The organism is Bradyrhizobium sp. 191, from assembly GCF_023100985.1.
GTDB lineage: Bacteria > Pseudomonadota > Alphaproteobacteria > Rhizobiales > Xanthobacteraceae > Bradyrhizobium > Bradyrhizobium diversitatis.
In genome coordinates this window covers 1,667,343-1,682,996 of sequence record NZ_CP064692.1, presented here as the reverse complement: position 1 = coordinate 1,682,996, position 15,654 = coordinate 1,667,343, and the positions used below count along the sequence as shown (strand labels likewise).

The 15,654-nt window shown below is 64.0% G+C and carries 12 protein-coding genes; 11 read left to right on the top strand and 1 reads right to left on the bottom strand.

Annotation, left to right across the window (positions count from 1 at the left end):
• The first annotated feature begins 182 nt into the window (after positions 1–182).
• From IVB23_RS07780 to IVB23_RS07760, 5 genes are all read left to right on the top strand, one after another.
• On the top strand, positions 183–3,542 hold the full coding sequence (locus IVB23_RS07780) for a TonB-dependent receptor (protein ID WP_247803141.1): 3,360 nt from the start codon (positions 183–185) through the stop codon (positions 3,540–3,542).
• 104 nt (positions 3,543–3,646) lie between these two features.
• Positions 3,647–4,270, top strand: a complete 624-nt coding sequence (locus IVB23_RS07775) for a biliverdin-producing heme oxygenase (protein WP_197965214.1) — start codon at positions 3,647–3,649, stop codon at positions 4,268–4,270.
• Between the two features lie 345 nt (positions 4,271–4,615).
• A complete protein-coding gene (gene exbB, locus IVB23_RS07770; RefSeq protein ID WP_247803140.1) occupies positions 4,616–5,578 on the top strand; it encodes a tonB-system energizer ExbB in 963 nt (320 codons plus the stop codon).
• A 5-nt stretch (positions 5,579–5,583) separates the two neighbouring features.
• A complete protein-coding gene (gene exbD / locus IVB23_RS07765) occupies positions 5,584–6,075 on the top strand; it encodes a TonB system transport protein ExbD (protein WP_247803139.1) in 492 nt (163 codons plus the stop codon).
• Entirely contained in the window at positions 6,072–6,890 is an 819-nt protein-coding gene (locus IVB23_RS07760) for an energy transducer TonB (protein WP_247803138.1), read from the top strand. Before exbD ends, IVB23_RS07760 begins: the two co-directional genes overlap by 4 nt.
• Before the next feature lie 291 nt (positions 6,891–7,181).
• On the opposite strand, the gene IVB23_RS07755 is transcribed toward IVB23_RS07760, so the two are convergent.
• Complete coding sequence (locus IVB23_RS07755; RefSeq protein ID WP_247803137.1) at positions 7,182–8,042, bottom strand: helix-turn-helix transcriptional regulator; 861 nt, start codon at positions 8,040–8,042, stop codon at positions 7,182–7,184.
• 212 nt (positions 8,043–8,254) lie between these two features.
• Here IVB23_RS07755 and IVB23_RS07750 point away from each other — a divergent pair, with 212 nt between their 5' ends.
• Genes IVB23_RS07750 through IVB23_RS07725 form a run of 6 tightly spaced genes read left to right on the top strand, consistent with a single transcriptional unit; the run spans position 8,255 to position 15,316 of the window.
• Positions 8,255–9,832 (top strand): ABC transporter substrate-binding protein, encoded by a 1,578-nt coding sequence (locus IVB23_RS07750; protein ID WP_197965210.1) that lies wholly within the window; start codon positions 8,255–8,257, stop codon positions 9,830–9,832.
• A complete protein-coding gene (locus IVB23_RS07745; protein ID WP_247803136.1) occupies positions 9,829–10,830 on the top strand; it encodes an ABC transporter permease in 1,002 nt (333 codons plus the stop codon). Before IVB23_RS07750 ends, IVB23_RS07745 begins: the two co-directional genes overlap by 4 nt.
• Positions 10,830–11,663 (top strand): ABC transporter permease, encoded by an 834-nt coding sequence (locus tag IVB23_RS07740; RefSeq protein ID WP_247803135.1) that lies wholly within the window; start codon positions 10,830–10,832, stop codon positions 11,661–11,663. Before IVB23_RS07745 ends, IVB23_RS07740 begins: the two co-directional genes overlap by 1 nt.
• Positions 11,660–13,348, top strand: coding sequence for an ABC transporter ATP-binding protein (locus IVB23_RS07735; protein ID WP_247803134.1), 1,689 nt, complete (start codon positions 11,660–11,662; stop codon positions 13,346–13,348). The genes IVB23_RS07740 and IVB23_RS07735 overlap by 4 nt, the downstream gene beginning before the upstream one ends.
• Positions 13,345–14,640 (top strand): ArgE/DapE family deacylase, encoded by a 1,296-nt coding sequence (locus tag IVB23_RS07730; protein WP_197965206.1) that lies wholly within the window; start codon positions 13,345–13,347, stop codon positions 14,638–14,640. The genes IVB23_RS07735 and IVB23_RS07730 overlap by 4 nt, the downstream gene beginning before the upstream one ends.
• Positions 14,641–14,680: 40 nt before the next feature.
• Positions 14,681–15,316, top strand: a complete 636-nt coding sequence (locus IVB23_RS07725; protein ID WP_197965205.1) for a pyridoxamine 5'-phosphate oxidase family protein — start codon at positions 14,681–14,683, stop codon at positions 15,314–15,316.
• Positions 15,317–15,654: the final 338 nt, after the last annotated feature.

Below are 15,654 nucleotides of genomic sequence, written 5' to 3'. Positions count from 1 at the left end.
TTCGCTTCGTCGACCTCCTCTTTTCCAAAGCTCCTGCGTCTCACTCTCGGAAGGCGACTGCACCCGCCCGCGGCCGGTGCGAGTTGCGACGGTGAAGTGACGGGGGCGTGGTGTTGGGGACGAGTACGAGGAAACGGATCGAGGTAGCTTTCCTGGCGACGACGGCGATGTTTGCGATAAGCATGATGTCGTCGGCAGCCATGGCGCAGACTGCGCAGAATCCGAGCAGTGCCGCCGTTCGAACCTATGCGATTCCGGCCGGACCTCTCGCCACCGTGCTCAATCGCTTCGCCGACGCCTCGCAGCTTCAACTGGTCTATAGCGGCGTCATCGCGCGCGGCCGCCAAACCGGCGGTCTCAATGGCGCGTTCACGCCGCAGCAGGCGATAGCGCAGCTTCTGACGGGATCAGGCCTGTCCTATCGCTTCACCAGCGGCAACGCCGTCACGATCTTCGATCCGGCAAACAAGGAGGCCGGCGCGCCGCCTCCCTCCGACGGTTCGCTTCTCCTCGATACGATCGACGTCACGGCCAATCGGCCCGACGGCTTCACGCCCGATACGCCCTATGAGACGCCCGGCTCCGTCTCGCATGTCTCGCGCGAGCAGATCGACCGCGTGCCGCCCACGTCCGCCGGCGACGTGTTCGTCAACGCGCCCGGCGTGATCTCGGCGGGCAGCCATGTCGGCACCTCGATCAATCCCAACATCCGCGGTCTTCAGGGCATGGGACGCGTCGCGACCATGATCGACGGCGCGCGACAGACCACGAGTTCCTACCGCGGCTATATCGGAAATCGCGACGAGACCTATGTCGATCCCGACCTGATCGGCGGCATCGACATCTCCAAGGGGCCGAGCACCGGCGTCGGGGTCGGCGGTATCGCCGGCACGATCAATCTGCGCACCCTCGATGCGGGCGACATCGTCAAGGACGGCCAGTCCTACGGTGTTCGTCTCAAGGGCACGGTCGGCACCAATGCGGTGACGGAACGCGCGCCGAGCTTCCTGTCCAGCACCACGATCAACCCAGTCAGCGAGGGCCGTCCATCGTTCTTCAACGGCGGCTCCCAGTCGGGCAGTGCGGCCGTTGCAGCGATCAAGGAGAATTACGAATTCGTGGTTGCCTATTCGAAGCACGTCCAGGGCAACTATTTCGCCGGGACGGACGTGCCTGCCGGCATCACGTTCAAGCCAGCGGCGAACGCCAATGCGCTCATCGGCCCCGGCCAGGAAGTGTTCAACACGTCGGAGAATACCGACTCGTTCCTGGCCAAGGGAAAGCTGAAATGGGACGACGGCCAATCTCTCGAGCTCGGCTACCTCTCGTATAATTCGCGCTATGGCGAGATCGACGAGCTCAGCTATCAGTTCGCGCTGAACTCGGGGATCCTGCAATATGGCCAGTTTCCGCTCTCGGAAACGCATGTCGATACCTACACGGCCAAGTACAAGTTTCAACCGTCGGACAATCCCCACGTCAACTTCCGGGCCAATCTCTGGCTGAGCGACTCGGCATCGGAGCGTCATGGCCTGCTGCCGGGGCCCTCGGGGGTGACGACCCTTGGCGGCGATACCGGCAACACGTCGGTGTTCGCCACGCCGCTCGGCCAGCTCACCTGGGACAATGGCGTGGAGTTCACGCGCGAGCACGCGACGGCGGAGCAGTTCGCGAGTTCGATTACCGGATCGGAAGGCTGGGAGACCAACGGCCCCTCGGGCGTGCGGCTGATGACCGGAACGTTCAGCAACGCAAGCCTGAAGCCGATCAGCTGGCTGACGCTTTCCGCTGGACTGCGCTACGACCACTACAACTCCGAGGGGGAGGGGTATCTCACCAAGTTTCCGGATCGCTCCGGCGGACGCGCAAGCCCCAATGCCGGCATCACCATTTCGCCGGTTGAAGGCATTCAGTTCTACGGTCAGTACAAGGAAGGCTTCCGTCCGCCGAGCCTTCGCGAATCCCATTGGCACTATCAGGGGCTGCTCTGGAACAACCCGAACCTGCAGCCCGAGATCTCCAAGAACTACGAAGGCGGCGTGAACATCCTGCGCAATGACGTCGTCCGCGCCGGTGACAAGCTTCGCGTCAAGCTGTCCTATTTCGACAATCACTACGACGATTACATCGTCCGCTTCCAGACGGGGGACGAAGGCGTCACTGGTGATCACAAATACCAATGGTACAACATCCACGGCGCAAACTTCCGCGGCTTCGAGATCTCCGGCGGATACGACGCAGGCTCGCTCTTCCTCGAAGGCAATTTCACGAAATACACGAAGATCGAATATTGCGAGACCGCCTCCACCTGCGCGCCGCCGCTCTCTACGGCGGTTGCCAGCGCGACGGGTGCACTCAAGAATGACTACGCCGCGAACTATGTCCCGCCGGAATATTCCGGAAGCGTCACGGCGGGCATCCGGCTATTCGACCAGAGGCTGACATTGGGTGCGCGGACGCAATTCTCCTCGGCGCGCTCGGGCAGCGTCTGGCCGCCATCCGGCTCGGCGACATTCAGCTGGCCGTCCTACCGCGTGTACGACCTCTTCGGCAGTTACAAGATCGACGCCAATTCGATCGTGAACTTCAGCATCGAGAACATCACCGATCAATACTATTTCGGCGCGCTCACCTCGATCGGCGTCCCGTCTCCAGGCCGTACGGCCCGTGTCAGCTACACGACGACGCTGGACGACACCAGTCCGCTGGTCCGCAAGCTCCCACAAGTCAAATTGGGCAATGCCTCGCTCGGCGCGCCGGGAAGCGACTGGACCGGCTTGTATGTTGGCGGGCATCTCGGCTACGGCCTGGGCAAGAGCCGGGGAGTGACCAAGACCGGCAACGGAACGCCTGACGCCGTCGCCGCGACGGAGTCGGCCAACGTCGACGTCTCCGATCTCACGAGGGGATTCCAGGGCGGATTCAACTATCAGTTCGCCAACCGCCTGGTGATCGGCGCCGAGGGCGAGTTCTCCTGGACCAAGCTGAGGGCCACGCAGGAGGCCATCGCAACCGAGTCGCCGCAGCTGGCGGCGGGTAGCTTCCTCCAGGCCAAGACCGACTACAGATTTGATTGGACGGCTTCGCTGCGTGCGCGGCTCGGTTACGCCTTCGATCGCACCTTGCTCTATGCGGCAGGCGGCATCGCGTTCCTGAACGAGACCGAAACGCGCACGCAATATCTGGCACAGACCGGCGCGGTGGCCGGCACACAGGTGAGGTTCATGGAACAAGCCTCGGCGGTACGCCGCGGTTGGACCTTGGGCGCCGGCTTCGAGTACGCGCTCACCAATCATTGGACGCTGAAGGGCGAGTATTCCTATGACCATTTCGGCAATCAGGAATTCCTCTTCCCGGGTGCCACCGCCGGAGCCATGGGTCCATCGACCGTGAGGGTCTGCGTTGTGTTTCTGCCGAACGGCACATGCCGTGTCTACACCAACCGGACAGTGCCGGGCTCCTCCCAAACCACCAACGGACGCAAGGCGGAGAACGACCTCGACCTGCATGCAATCAAATTCGGCGTGAACTACCGCTTCTGATCGTTCCGATGATGAGGACAGCAATCCGGATCGGCTTCGACATGACGAGCGAGCAGGCACCACCTTCGGATCAGATCAATCGCGCCTTCAGGGAGAACTAACGTATGAGCACCGCCGACATCGAAACGCCTCTCGAAACCAGCCGGTCCAGACGCCTCAAAGCCGAGACGGAGGGGCAGCACAACAGTCTCGATGAATCGATCATGGCGCAAAACCCCTTCGCCAGCCGGGAGAGGTATGGCCGCTTCGTCAACGTGCAGCATGAATTCCATCGGACGATCGATCCGCTCTATTCCAGTCCGAGGCTCGGTCAATTGCTGCCCGACCTCGCAAGCCGGCGGCGGTTTGGATTGATCGGACAGGATCTGAGTGATCTGGGCGTCGCGCCGATTGTCGTCCGCGACGAAGCCGAATTCAGCCATGCGGACGCCGGGATCGACCTGCCGACGGCGCTCGGCTGGCTCTACGTCGCGGAGGGCTCGAATCTCGGCGCGGCGTTTTTGCTCAAGGCCGCTGGAAAACTCGGCTTGTCGGAGTCCTTCGGCGCCCGCCATCTGGCGGCAGCACCGGAGGGGCGCGCCGCGCATTGGAAGGCGTTCACGGCGGCGCTCGATGCCGTGAACCTCTCCGGCCCCGAGGAGGAACGTGCCGTCGCCGGAGCGCGAGCTGCTTTTTCCCGCGTGCAGGAGCTGGTGTCCCGTCTGCTGCATCCAGCGGCGGGGAAATGACGGCGAGCGAATAGCCACCGGCAAGAGGCCATGATGAGCGCTGAATTGGTGTTTGCTGCATCGTTTTTTATCTTCTTGAACACTTGCACGGTCTTCACATGCCTGCCCGAAGGAAAGCGCCTTTGGGTCATGCAAGCGATCGTAGCGTTCGTCGTCGGCGTCTTCGTCAAGGGCTTTCCTTCGCGTGAGGATGGGCAAACCGCAAGCCAGCGAAAACTGATCGTTTCAGAAGCTAGCCAGCCAGCGGTGCGCATCATTTGCCGAACGGTCGGTGACGCGGAGGATGCGCGGACGCCGAACGCCTCCGTGAATGTGAACTGGAAAAGACGATGGGAAGGACGTGACATGACACGCTCGGAGAAGCGGCGTTGGACGATGACGACGATCGTGCTGATCGTCACCTTGGCGTCGGGATTATCCTGCGCGATGGCAGAGCAGCCGGACACGCCGCCTGCCGCGAGCCTCACTGCTCCGGCCAGCCAGCCGGTTTCGGCAGAGGTTGCAGAGGCGGTGAAGCCGGCCTTGGCCGGGACCGTCCCGGCCGTTCGTTCCGAGGGTTCGTCGCGGAGCCCGGACCCGCGCGCCGGCATGCCGCATGACCTGTCACCGCTGGGAATGTTTGCTGCGGCCGACTGGGTGGTCAAGGCCGTGATGCTCGGCCTTGCCTTTGCGTCGCTCGTGACCTGGATGGTGCTGTTCGTGAAGGCTGTCGAGATTGCCTGCGCGCGGGCGCGGGCCCAACGCGCGTTCGACGTCATCACGGCTTCGGACAGCCTCGCCGCAGCCGAAGACGCACTGATCGAGCGCGGCGGGCCTGCCGCCTTCATGGTGCGATCGGCCAGCGAGGAAATGGCGCGTTCGGCGGCGGCGCTGGACTTTGCCGGCAATGTCGGTCTCAAGGAGCGTGTCGTTTCGAGGCTTGTCCGTATCGAGGCCCAGGCCGGCCGGCGCCTGACCCGGGGTACCGGGCTCTTGGCGACGATCGGTTCGACCGCTCCCTTTGTCGGCCTGTTCGGGACGGTGTGGGGCATCATGAACGCCTTCATCGGTATCTCGCAGGCACAGACGACCAATCTCGCCGTGGTCGCGCCCGGCATCGCCGAGGCCCTGCTCGCCACTGCGATGGGTCTCGTCGCGGCGATTCCGGCGGTGGTCCTCTACAATGTGTTCGCCCGCACCATCACCGGCTATCGCCAATTGCTCGCCGACGTGGCGGCCGGGGTCGAGCGCCTCGTCAGCCGCGATCTCGATTTCCGCAAGGTTCCGGACGCCGTGGAGCGGGCGGCGCTTCCGCTGGCAGCCGAGTAGACGTCATGGCCGGTGGAATACGCGATCGCGTCGATGACGGACTCGAAGAGAGCCACGACATCAATGTCACGCCGTTCATCGACGTGATGCTGGTGCTGCTCATCATCTTCATGGTGGCGGCTCCGCTCGCGACAGTGGATATCCATGTCGACTTGCCGGCGTCGACCGCCCAGCCTGTACCCCGTCCCGACAGGCCGCTCTATCTGTCCCTGAAGGAAGATCTGACAGTCGCTCTCGGCAACGACCCGGTGGCGCGCGAGAGCCTTCAGGCCGCACTGGACGGCGCTACGCAAGGCAACAAGGACACGCGCATCTTCGTGCGAGCCGACAGGACGGTCGACTACCAGCATCTCATGGAGGTGATGAACTTGCTGCGGGGGGCCGGCTATCTGAAGGTCGCGCTGGTCGGCCTTGAGCTCGCACCCGCACCGGCGACGGTCGATACCGGCGTTCCCGGAAAAGATCCGACGTCGCCGCCGGCAACAGGTGCACCGTGAATCGTTCCGGCGGATTCGTCACGCGCGAGGTCAGGCTTGCGGAGGCGGCGCTCTGGGCCTCCGGGGCGGTCTTCACGGTTGCGTTCCATGCGGGGATCGCAGCCTGGCTGCTGCGATCCGACCTCGTGGTTGCCGCTGCCGACGCACCGCCTACCGCCGTCATGATCGAATTGGCCGAGGTGCCGCAGGCGGCGATGACGGAAATGAACGAGCTCACGCCGGCGTTGAGATCCGTCGAGGAAAACGTCGCCCAGCTCGAGCAGAAGCAGGAGGAGGCGCTCAAGGACCCGCCGCCCGAACCGACGGTCGAACCCGAGCCTGTCGAGCAGGTGGTCAGGGAGAAACCGCCACACCTGGAGAAGGTCGAGGTTTCGCTACCAGCGGCTGCGCCCAAAATGGAAAAGCCAACGCAGAAGCCAAAACCGCGCAAGGAGCACGCCGCAACGGAAGCCCAAGCCGCGATCCGCGCCCAGGCACAAGCCCAACAATCGAGCCGCACCGCCGCCACGCAGACGGCGTCTGGGGCCTCCTCGCTGTCACCTGCCGGCTGGCAATCGCTCCTGATGGGGCATCTGGAACGGCACAAGCGCTATCCGTCAGGTGCCCAGTCGAGGGGCGAGGGCGGCGTTGCCTATGTGCACTTCTCCATCGATGAGAGAGGCAATGTGCTCTCCGCAAGCCTCGCCCGTTCGGCAGGCTCAGCTGAACTCGACCGAGAGGTGATCGCGCTGGTGCACCGTGCCTCGCCGGTACCGGCACCTCCGGCGGGCGTCAGGCGATCCATCACGGCGCCTGTACGCTTCAGCACGCGATGACACATCATGGTTCTGCTGCAAGATGGTCTGTGTGACTGCGGTATCCGGGGCGTCAGGTGCCATCTGTTCTTTCGATGCGTGCGTGATTGCCGTGCCGAGTTTACGCGGTGGCACTATTCTTCACGTAGCGCGCCACGCCGGTCATGTACTCGAGCTACGCGCGTGCCGCATGTATCGACATTGAAAGGCACTTGCTTCGCATCAACGCACGGGCTGGCGCGACCCCCTATACTACAAGATGGCTGTCTTAGCGTTGCTTTCATCTCGACGAACCGGCGTCGTCGCTAGCGACTAGCGCAGCACGACTTCTTGATCTGTCCAACGAAGATAATGCCGCGGTGCAGCGCCCAACTCGCGCTTGAACATGGCGGCGAATGCGCTCGGGCTGTCATAGCCCACGTCCAGCGCTACGCATGTGACGGGTTCGCCTGCGCCCAGGCGTGCCAAAGCTTCCAAGAGCCGCACGCGTTGTCGCCACACTGAAAAGCTCTGGCCGGTCTCGCGGCGGAACAGCCTCGTCAGCGTTCGCCGGCTGAGGCTGCATTTGTCTGCCCAGTCGTCGAGCGTGAGGTCCGAGGAGGGGTCGCCAAGCACTGCCTTGCAGATCGCCGCAAGGCGCGGGTCCGGTGGCACCTGCACGTGAAGCGTCACCTCCGGCATGTGTAAGATCTCGGCGAGCAGGAGTTCGAGAAGCTTGCCGTCGCGTCCGTCCTGGTCGTAGGTCTGCGGCATCCGCACCGCCTCGTCCATCAGGGCTTCGACGAGCGAGGATGCACGAATCAGGCGGCACGTCTCCGACGTTTCTCGCCGGCGATCAGGCGTGACATAGATCGTCTGGGCCTCGACTTCACCCCAGGCGCGCGACTGATGTACAACGCCAGCCGGAATCCATAAACCATGCCCGGGTGGAACCACAAAATGACCGCGCTCGGTCATCATCGCCGTGACGCCGGTGATCTGCAGGATGAACTGGTCGCGCCGATGTGCGTGCCGCGTGCTGGTGCTCTCGTTCGGATAAGTTGCGGTCATCGCGGCGACTGGCCGCGCGATCGTCTGAAGTTGTCCCGCATAGTTGGCGGCCGCTGCGGGGCCCTCCTGTTTGCTGCAAATGCGCAATTCGCTGGTCACATCTCGCCGCGTTACGACTTTCACGTGTCGTGAACTCCCGATCCAAGTCCTTTTCTGCAAGGCTCTTATGCATCTTCCGGGCCAGATATGGCCCGATCGCGATGGTTCTTGTCCCCGGTCAGGTAGCGCGGGACAGGGCGTTTGGCAACAATGCTCGCGCCGGCCATGTTCGTCGAACCCGAATACGGCGTCTGGCAAAGTCCTTCTCACGCCGATATGCGGACACGGAGAGCTCGATGAACAGACGCGAATTCACCCAGGCCATGCTGGCCGCCGGCGCCGCTATTCCCTTCAGCATCACGCGCGCGGTCGGCCAGACCCGCGGTGGAACGCTCAACACCATCATCCAGCCCGAGCCGCCGCTGCTGGTCACCGCCTTCAACCAGCAGCAGCCGACGCTGACGCTCGGCGGCAAGATCTACGAGAGCCTTCTCAAATATGGCGCTGACCTCAAGCCGATGCCGGGGATGGCGCAGTCCTGGGAGATTTCGCCGGACGGGCTGACCTATACGTTCAAGCTGTTTCCCAACATCACCTTCCACGACGGCAAGCCGATGACGTCCGAGGACGTCGTGTTCAGCTGCATGAAGGTGTTGACCGAGACGCATCCGCGCGCGCGGCAGAATTTTGCGCGCGTCGCTTCGGCCGAGGCGCCCGATCCGCTCACCGTCGTGTTCAAGCTGAAGCAGCCCTTTGCGCCGTTCCTCGGCTGTTTTGACTGCACTTCGGCACCGATCGTGCCAAAGCACATCTATGAAGGCACCGACTACCGCAAGAACCCGCTGAACGACAAGGCGATCGGCACCGGCCCATTCAAGCTGAAGGAATGGGTGCGCGGCTCGCATGTCCATCTGGTGCGCCATGACGGATACTATCTGAAGGACCAGCCGTACCTGGATGAGATCATCTACCGCATCATCCCGGATTCGGCATCGCGCGCGCTGGCGCTGGAGAACGGCACGGTGCAACTCGCGCAATGGACCGACGTCGAGTTCTTCGACGTGCAGCGCTTCAAGGCGCAGAAGAACCTCGAAGTCACCACCAAGGGCTATGAGTATTTCGCGCCGCACCAGTGGCTCGAGATGAACAACCGCATCGCGCCGATGAACGACAAGCGCTTCCGGCAGGCGGTGATGCACCTGATCGACCGCGATGCGCTCGCCAAGCGGGTCTATTTCGGCAGCGCCAAGGTCGCGACCGGCCCGATCTCGTCCAAGACGAAATTCTACGACGGCAAGGTCAAGCGCTACGACTATTCGATCGACAAGGCCAAGGCGCTGCTCGACGAGATGGGGCTGAAGCCCGACGCCAACGGCAAGCGCGCAGAGATCAAATACATCGTGCCGCCTTACGGCGAATCCTATCAGCGCGCCGGCGAGTTCTTCCGCCAGAGCTTTGCCCGCGTCGGCATCGATCTCGTCCTCGTCGGCACCGACATGGCCGGCTGGGCCGAGAAGGTCGGCAACTGGGACTATGAGATGACCCAGAACCTGCTCTACCAGCTCGGCGATCCAGCGCTCGGCGTCTCCCGCACTTACGTGTCGTCGAACATCAAGAAAGGCATCCTGTTCTCGAACACCGAAGGCTATTCCAACCCTGAGGTCGACAGGCTGTTCGACGAGGCCGCCGTCACGCTCGACGAGGCAAAGCGACTGGAGCTTTATTCCAAGGTGCAGCAGATCCTGGTCGAGGACGTGCCGGTCGCCTGGACGCTGGAGCTCGAATACCCCATCATCTACGACAAGGCGTTCAAGAACATCGTGTCGACCGGCATCGGCTCGCACGAAACCTTCGGGTCGGTCTACAAATCGTGATCCGTCTCGGCAGCGCGGCGACGATCGGGCTGATGGCACTGAGCCGGATTGCCCAGCTCGTCGCCGTCATCCTCGTCATCGCCACTTTCAACTTCGTGCTGGTGCAGGCCGCCCCTGGCGATCCCGCCCAGGTGATGGCCGGCCAATCCGGCGCGTCCGATCCGAAGCTGCTGGAAGATCTGCGCAGGGAATATGGGCTCGACAAGCCCTACGCCGTGCAGCTCGCAAGCTATCTCGGCCGCGTCGTCAGGTTCGACCTCGGCTATTCCTACCGCCAGCGCCGCCCGGTGGTCGATCTCATCCTGGAACGGCTGCCGGCGACGCTGCTGTTGACGGTGACGGCCTTCTGCCTCGCGCTGCTGATCGGCACGACCCTCGGCGCGCTCGCTGGGCTGGCGGGGGGCAGCGTGCTCGATACGGTCTTCACGGTGCTGTCGCTGGTGCTTTATGCGACGCCGGTGTTCTGGCTGGGGCTGATGCTGGTGCTGGTCTTCTCCGTGACACTCGGCTGGCTGCCGCCATTCGGTTACGAGACCATCAACGTCAAGCTCTCGCGGCTGGAGCATGCGCTCGACATCGCCAGGCACATGATCATGCCGGTGACCTCGCTGGCGGCGATCTATCTCGCGATCTATGCCCGGCTGATGCGGTCCTCGATCATCGAGGTCGCGCAGCAGGACTTCATCAAGACCGCGCGCGCCAAGGGCCTGTCGGGTCCGAGCATCGTGGTCGGCCACATGCTGCGCAACGCGCTGGTGCCCGTCGTCACCGTGGCCGGCATGCAGGCCGGCGCGCTGGTCGGCGGCGCCGTGGTCATCGAGACGGTGTTCGCCTGGCCGGGCCTCGGCCGGCTGACCTTCGATGCGCTGCTCCAGCGTGATTATCCCGTGCTGCTCGGCATCTTTCTCATCCTGTCGATCGTGGTCATCGTGCTCAATCTGCTGACCGATCTGATCTACAGGCTGATCGATCCCCGCATGACGACGGGAGCGGCGTGATGGATGCGATCCGCGCCTTCCTGCGTCATCCCTCAGGGATGGTCGGCCTCGTCGTGCTGCTCGTCGTGGTCGTCATCGCGCTCATCGCGCCCATCGTCTTTCCGGTCTCGCCCTGGGAAATGGTCAGCGCGCCGTTCACGCCGCCCGGCGAGGACGGCCTGCTGCTCGGCGGCGACACGCTCGGCCGCGACGTTGCGGCCGGCGTTGCCTATGGTGCCCGCGTCTCGCTCGTCATCGGCATCGCCTCGGCCATGGCGGCGATGGTGATCGGCGTCACGATCGGCGCGATATCAGGCTATTTCGGCGGCAAGGTCGATCTCGTGCTGATGCGGATGACGGAGCTGTTCCAGACCATCCCGGCCTTCGTGCTCGCGATCCTGCTGGTTGCGACCTTCAACCCGTCGCTGCTCACGATCATCCTGACCATCGGCGCGGTGAGCTGGCCGCCGCTGGCGCGCCTCACCCGCGCCGAGTTCCTGCGCCTGCGCAACCGGGAGTTCGTCGAAGCCGCGCTGTGCCAGGGCGAGGGCACCTTGCGGATCGTGCTCGGCCACATCCTGCCCAACGCGATCTCGCCGATCCTGGTCGTGACCTCGCTGACCGTCGCGACCGCGATCCTGCTCGAGAGCGCGCTGTCCTTCATGGGCCTCGGCGATCCCAATCTAATGTCCTGGGGTTTCATGATCGGCGCCGGCCGCACCGTGATCCGCAATGCCTGGTGGATGAGCGTGTTCCCGGGTCTCGCTATCCTCATCACCGTGCTCGCGATCAATCTGTTCGGCGAGGGGCTGTCCGACGTCCTCAATCCGCGTGTGTCGAGGCGCCGGTCATGAGCGATACCGTGCAAGCCAAGGCACCCGTTCTGTCGGCCGAGGGGCTCTCGATCGCGCTGCCCGAAGGGGGCGATCGCCCGTTCGCGGTCGAGAACGTCTCCTTCGAGGTCAAGCCCAACGAAGTCGTCTGCCTCGTCGGCGAGTCCGGCTCGGGCAAGTCGATGATCGCCCATGCGGTGCTGTCGCTGCTGCCGAAGAGCGTCAATATTGCCGCGGGCGCCGTGACTGTCGCGGGGCAGAATCCGGCAAAGCTCGACCGGCAGGCGCTGCGCCGCCTGCGCGGCGGCGAAGCCGCGATGATCTTTCAGGAGCCGTTGTCCTCGCTGAACCCGCTCAAGCGGGTCGGCAGGCAGATCGAGGAGATGATCCTCACCCATCAGAAGCCGATGCCGTCGGCAATTGAGGTGCACGAACGCGTGCAGCAGCTCCTGACGCAGGTCGGCCTGCCAAATCCAAAGCTGCTTGAGAAGAGCTATCCGTTCGAGCTGTCCGGCGGCCAGCGCCAGCGCGTCATGATCGCGATGGCGATGGCCAATCGCCCGGCGCTCCTGATCGCTGACGAGCCGACCACAGCGCTCGACGTCACCACCCAACGTCAGATCCTGCGCCTGATCGACGATCTCCGACGCGACCGCGGCATGGGCGTGCTGTTGATCACCCATGATTTTGGCGTCGTTGCCGATGTCGCCGACCGCGTCGTGGTGCTTCGTCACGGCAAGGTGGTGGAGCAGGGGACGGTCGAGGAGGTCCTGCGCAATCCTAAGGCGGAGTACACCCGCGAGTTGATCGATGCGGTGCCGAAGGCGCGGCTCGATGAGATCCGCCGCACCGCGGTCCATCCTACACCGCTGCTCGAAGTCATCGGTCTTGAGAAGACATTCCGGGTCAAGCGCGGCCTGTTGCAGGCGCCGCGCGAGGTCGTCGCGGCCGACGGCATCTCGCTGACGCTGCATGAGGGCGAGACGCTCGCCGTCGTCGGCGAATCCGGGTCCGGCAAGTCGACGCTCGGGCGCATGATCATGCGTCTGACCGAGCCGGATGGCGGTGCCATCCGCTTCAACGGCCAGGATCTCCGCCGGCTCCGCGGCGAGGCGCTCCGCCAGGCGCGAAAACAGCTCCAGATCGTGTTCCAGGATCCGTTTGCGAGCCTCGATCCGCGCCAGAAGGTCGGCGATGCCATTGCGCGCGGACCAATGGCCTTTGGCACGTCGCGCACGGAAGCGATGGAGCTGGCGAGGAAGCTGCTGGTGCGAGTTGGTCTCAATGCCGTCGCCGCCGATCGTTACCCCCACGAATTCTCCGGCGGCCAGCGCCAGCGCATCTGTATTGCGCGCGCACTGGCACTCAAGCCGCGCGTGCTGATCGCCGACGAAGCCGTGTCGGCGCTCGACGTTTCCGTCCAGGCTCAGGTGCTGGCGCTGCTTGCCGAACTCCGTCAGGAGATGAAGCTCGCCATGATCTTCATCACCCACGACCTGCGGATCGCCGCCGAGATCGCCGACCGCGTCATCGTGCTCCAGAAGGGGCGCATCGTGGAGGAAGGCGCGACCGCGGACGTTTTCACGGCCCCTCAAGCCGCCTACACGCGCGATCTGCTCGATGCGATCCCGGGCCGCGATTTCTTCGACCAGCCGGGCTTTGCCAGCGTGACCGGCGCACTACCGACAGCAAGGATGAGTTCATGACCGACAACCTTCCCCTTCCAGCCGGCGCGCGCGAGCGCATCGAGGCCGCTGTGGATGCCGCCTTCGACAAGCAGATCGACACCACGATCGCGTTCACGGCGATCCCGAGCACGCGCGCGGCGGAGGCGCCCTGTCAGGACATGTTCGCAAAGCTGTTGCGCGATCGCGGCTACGAGGTCGATGACTGGGTCATCAACCAGGACGATCTCAAGACCCTGCCGGGCTATGGTCCGGTCGAGACCGATTTCTCGCGCGCCCGCTCCGTCGTCGGCACCTACCGTCCGGCGAAGGAAGAGGGCCGCTCGCTGATCCTCCAGGGTCATTGCGACGTCGTGCCGGCAGGCCCGCTCGACATGTGGGAGCGGCCGCCGTTTCAGCCAGTGGTCGAGAACGGCTGGCTCTATGGTCGCGGCGCCGGCGACATGAAGTCCGGTACCATCTCGGCGCTCTACGCGCTCGATGCGATCAAGGCCGCGGGCTACAGGCCCAAGGGCCGCATCCACCTGCAATCGGTGATCGAGGAGGAGAGCACCGGTCTCGGCGCGCTCTCCACACTTCAGCGCGGCTATCGTGCCGATGCCTGCATCCTGCCCGAGCCGACCGACGAGAAGTTGATGCGTGCCCAGGTCGGCGTGATCTGGTTCCGCCTCAAGGTGCGCGGGATTCCGGTTCACGTCGCGCGCGCCGGAACCGGCTCGAATGCGATCAAGGCTGCAATCCACCTGATTCAGAAGCTCGAAGGTCTCGAAGCCGAATGGAACGAGCGCGCCAAGACGCACCCCTCGTTCAAATCGGTCGAGCATCCGCTCAACTTCAATCCTGGAATCATCAAGGGCGGTGACTGGGCCTCCAGCGTGCCCGCCTGGTGCGATGTCGATTGCCGCATCGGTGTGCTGCCCGGCTGGAAGATCGCCGATGCCCAGGCCGAGATCGTGGATTTCGTCGCCAAGGCGGCGCGCTCGCATCCGTTCCTCGCCAACAATCCGCCGGAGATCGTCTGGTCCGGCTTCCTGTCGCCGGGCTATGAGGCGACCGAGATTCAGGAAAGTGAAGCGGTTCTGGCTCCGGTCTACGAGCATGTGTTCGGCCGCAAGCTGACCAGCTTCTCGTCTACCGCGCTGACCGATGCGCGCTTCTATGGTCTCGACTTCGGCGTGCCCGCCTTCTGCTTCGGTGCCACGATGGAAGGTGCCCACGGCTTCAACGAGCGCGTTGACCTTGCCTCGGTGAAGCGGGTCACCAAGGCGCTCGCGCTGTTCACCGCGAGCTGGTGCGGCATCGAGGCCAACTAGCCGCGAGAAGGAAACTCACCGCAAAAAGGGAGGTTCGCGAATGGACAGCCAGGGTGCAGGCGGCAAGCCGCCGGTCAAGACGCAACAGGATCTCCGTGCGCATTTCGGGCAGCTCAGCCCGCTTGCCGAAAAGAAGGTTCTCAACCATCTCGACCAGTTCTGCCGCGACTTCATCGCGCTCTCCCCGTTCCTCGTCCTCGCCACCAGCGACGGCAACGGCCATGCCGATGCAAGCCCGCGCGGCGACGCGCCGGGCTTCGTCGCCGTGCTCGACGACAAGACGCTGTTGATCCCCGATCGGCGCGGCAACAACCGCGTCGACACCTTTGGCAACATCATCGCTTCGCCCGGCATCGGCTTGATCTTCCTGGTGCCCGGAATCAACGAGACCCTGCGCGTCAACGGCCGCGCCGAGATCTCGCAGGACGCCGAGCTGCTGACGCCGCTCGCGGTGCAGAACGTCGTCCCGATCATCGGACTCAAGATCCACGTCGAGGAGACCTATTTCCACTGCGGCAAGGCGCTGATGCGCTCGAAGCTCTGGAATCCGGCTGCTCAGGTCGAGCGCAACAGTTTCCCGACGCTCGGCCGGATCATCGCCGAGCAGACTGCGACCATCGCAGTCGAAGAGGCCGAGAAGACGATGGAAGAAGGATACCGTACGAGGCTCTACTGAGAATGACCGGTCTGATCTCGTGGCGACAACGGGTGCGCCGTCGCGGTCGCCAGCCCTGGCGAACTCCATCTGCGCCCGTTTGCCCGTGGGGTCGGTGAAACGGAAGGCCCACACCCGATCACCGCTCCCGCGCACGACCAGATAGAGGCCCCCTGTCTGCATGAACGCCAGCTTGCGGGGATTTAACTTGGTTCGAATTGAGCGCCACTTTAACGTGCCCCTTTCGCTGACCACTTACCGGCACGGATGCTTTGCCCGTCACGGTCAGCGAATCCACGGGAACCGGTGCGGATGTGTGACCGTCGCGGATACTTTCAAACGGACCCATGCGCCGCCTT

Coding starts and splice junctions, on each gene's coding strand:
- IVB23_RS07780 (WP_247803141.1), top strand. CDS start 183: ATGATGTCGTCGGCAGCCATGGCGCAGACTGCGCAGAATCCGAGCAGT.
- IVB23_RS07775 (WP_197965214.1), top strand. CDS start 3,647: ATGAGCACCGCCGACATCGAAACGCCTCTCGAAACCAGCCGGTCCAGA.
- exbB (WP_247803140.1), top strand. CDS start 4,616: ATGACACGCTCGGAGAAGCGGCGTTGGACGATGACGACGATCGTGCTG.
- exbD (WP_247803139.1), top strand. CDS start 5,584: ATGGCCGGTGGAATACGCGATCGCGTCGATGACGGACTCGAAGAGAGC.
- IVB23_RS07750 (WP_197965210.1), top strand. CDS start 8,255: ATGAACAGACGCGAATTCACCCAGGCCATGCTGGCCGCCGGCGCCGCT.
- IVB23_RS07740 (WP_247803135.1), top strand. CDS start 10,830: ATGGATGCGATCCGCGCCTTCCTGCGTCATCCCTCAGGGATGGTCGGC.
- IVB23_RS07735 (WP_247803134.1), top strand. CDS start 11,660: ATGAGCGATACCGTGCAAGCCAAGGCACCCGTTCTGTCGGCCGAGGGG.
- IVB23_RS07730 (WP_197965206.1), top strand. CDS start 13,345: ATGACCGACAACCTTCCCCTTCCAGCCGGCGCGCGCGAGCGCATCGAG.
- IVB23_RS07725 (WP_197965205.1), top strand. CDS start 14,681: ATGGACAGCCAGGGTGCAGGCGGCAAGCCGCCGGTCAAGACGCAACAG.